Annotated in this window: 3 protein-coding genes; all 3 read left to right on the top strand. The window is 46.0% G+C overall.

All coding sequences use genetic code 11. The annotated features are described in order from the left end of the window. Positions 1-899 (top strand): GNAT family N-acetyltransferase (locus J4G02_18345; protein MCE2396496.1); only part of this gene is annotated, 899 nt, incomplete at its 5' end. A gap of 25 nt (positions 900-924) precedes the next feature. After that, entirely contained in the window at positions 925-1,779 is an 855-nt protein-coding gene (locus tag J4G02_18340) for an aminoglycoside phosphotransferase family protein (GenBank protein ID MCE2396495.1), read from the top strand. Between the two features lie 128 nt (positions 1,780-1,907). Then, on the top strand, positions 1,908-2,286 hold a 379-nt coding region (locus J4G02_18335), incomplete at its 3' end, for a hypothetical protein (protein MCE2396494.1).

Here is a 2,286-nt window from a genome sequence, read left to right as displayed (position 1 = left end):
ACCAAAATCTAAATGGAGTAGAGATGAACATCGTTCAATATACACCAAAGTTGCAAAGTGTTTTGACGGAATTTTATAATCGCCTGACCGTCAACGTTCCGCATTGCTACCCGGTCAAGGAGGAGGAGTTCGCCTTTGCGATGCGCGGGATTAATAATGAGGGTGGGCTCGACTTTGAAACAGCTTTCATTGCGACAGAAAATCGCACCATACAGGCGTTTATTCACATTGGCATCGGTCACGGGAAAACTCCTGTAGGCGTTATTCGGTTTTTGGGTTACGAGCGCGGTGCACGGCGGGCCGGACAAGCCGTACTTGAAAAAGCGGAAGCCTATTTGGAAGTGTGTAACGTCTCCCACATTGATGCCTTTTCACAGGATTGTCGGTATCATTTCTATCATTTTGAAAATGCTGGCTTATCAGACGGACTCGACCATGTTCAAGCACTCCTCGGATTCAACGGTTATCAATACTGTTCAGGGGAAGTTTTCTTGGATTGGGAGAACTATTCTGTCACACCAATACCTTCAAGTGTGCCGATAACGTTTTCTGTTGACTGGGAACAGGGGAGCGGACAACGCCCCAATTGTTCTGTGTCTGCCTACCTAGATGGTGAAAAGATTGGAGAATGTGAATCGGTTTCCGGCGGTGAGTTTTCAAGCCATCCCGATGCACAAGACTGGCTGCATACCACCGGGCTTGATATTGAAGATCCGCATCAAGGACAAGGTATCGGACGTTATCTGCTCCAATACTCGCTTCAAGAGATGTGCAAAGTCGGATATCGCCACGCGACGATTAGCACTGATTGGGAGAACTACCGTGCATTCCTGTTTTACAGCAACTGTGGCTATCGCGTCGTGGATTGGACTTACGAATTAGAGAAAACTTTCGATTAAAGGTTCAGAACGCAAAGGTATTGCCATGGATGAAACGACTGAAATTGGAGCAGATAACGTATACGATTTTCTTAAACAGTTCGCTGCAGATATCTCCCTAGCGAACCTGAAACCTGTATCCAATCGTCACCAGGGCGGTGATAGTCTGACCTTTTACTACCGGAATGACAGTATCCTCAAGGTTCCTCGCCGTAATAACAGCCGCACAGGACTGCTAAAAGAGATTAAACTTATAGAATATCTGCATACACAGCCACTGCCCTTCGTTGTAGCAAAACCGATCATGGTGCATGAAAAGGGGTTCTATGCGATGTTTTCAAGGATTGATGGTGCTTCACTTCCGATAGAAGCATTTGAGGAATTCACCCCCAGAGCGTTGGAATCCTTTTTGCACAACCACAAGTTTCCAGTTGAGGTCTTGAAATACATCCCACGTGCAGATGATCCCTTTGAAGTTGCACTCTGCGAAGCAAGACGACAACTCGCTTTTATTGAGAAACACACTGTAAAAGTCAAAACAAAGGAATGGACTGAAACGCTAGAGAACTTGCGGGAATCTTTAGATCAGCGGTGGACTGTGGTTCACTGCGATCTCCAAATAAACCATCTACTTTTTGTACAGGGAAATCTGGAACAACTCGCCATTATCGATTTTGCGGATACGCTGATGCACGATCCCGCCGTAGACCTATCCGAGTTCGCCATAGAAATGTATTCAGATTTATCCCCTGACGGTATCGCAGCCAAAAAAATTGTCGATGCGGTTCTGAAGCATTATCAAACAGACGATCCCACGCTTGAAGCAAAAATTGAGTTCGGACTTCTCCTTTTTGCAATTCGGCGTGCCTACCAACAAACAACGGAACTTATCCGCCCATGAATTTCTCCAAAGATGGTATAATCAGACTTGAATGCTCTCAGGGCTATGGTCCGTTTGACGCTGTTAAGCCACCATAGTCAATGAAGTTACTAGATTTATACTTTTCTCTGATGCAGAAAGGAGATTCTATGAATATTAAAGAAATTCGCGTTGTAGAAATTGAGTTAAATCCGAAACCAACAACACCGCCACGGACACCAAGTCGAGCCAGTACATATCCAATGAATCGACCCATTTCCCGTTATCCAACGTTCGACAAAAAAGTGGGGGATGCCTCCTTAGAATGGAAAAGACCTGCATGTATTGTGACAGCGGAAGATGGCACTTGGGGGTTCGGAATTTCGCTCCATGGCGGTCCAGTGACTCGAATCATCACGGATTACTTTGCCCCACGCCTCGTTGGCGAAAATTGCATGGCGACAGAGAAACTGTGGGATATGATGGTGCGATCATCAACCGCCTTTGGTGCAACCGGTTTGATCAGCTATGCGATCAGCGCAGTCGATT

It is taken from the genome of Candidatus Poribacteria bacterium (genome assembly GCA_021295755.1).
GTDB lineage: Bacteria > Poribacteria > WGA-4E > WGA-4E > PCPOR2b > PCPOR2b.
The sequence above is the reverse complement of the archived record's forward strand: the minus strand, read 5'-3'. Positions and strand labels throughout refer to the sequence as shown.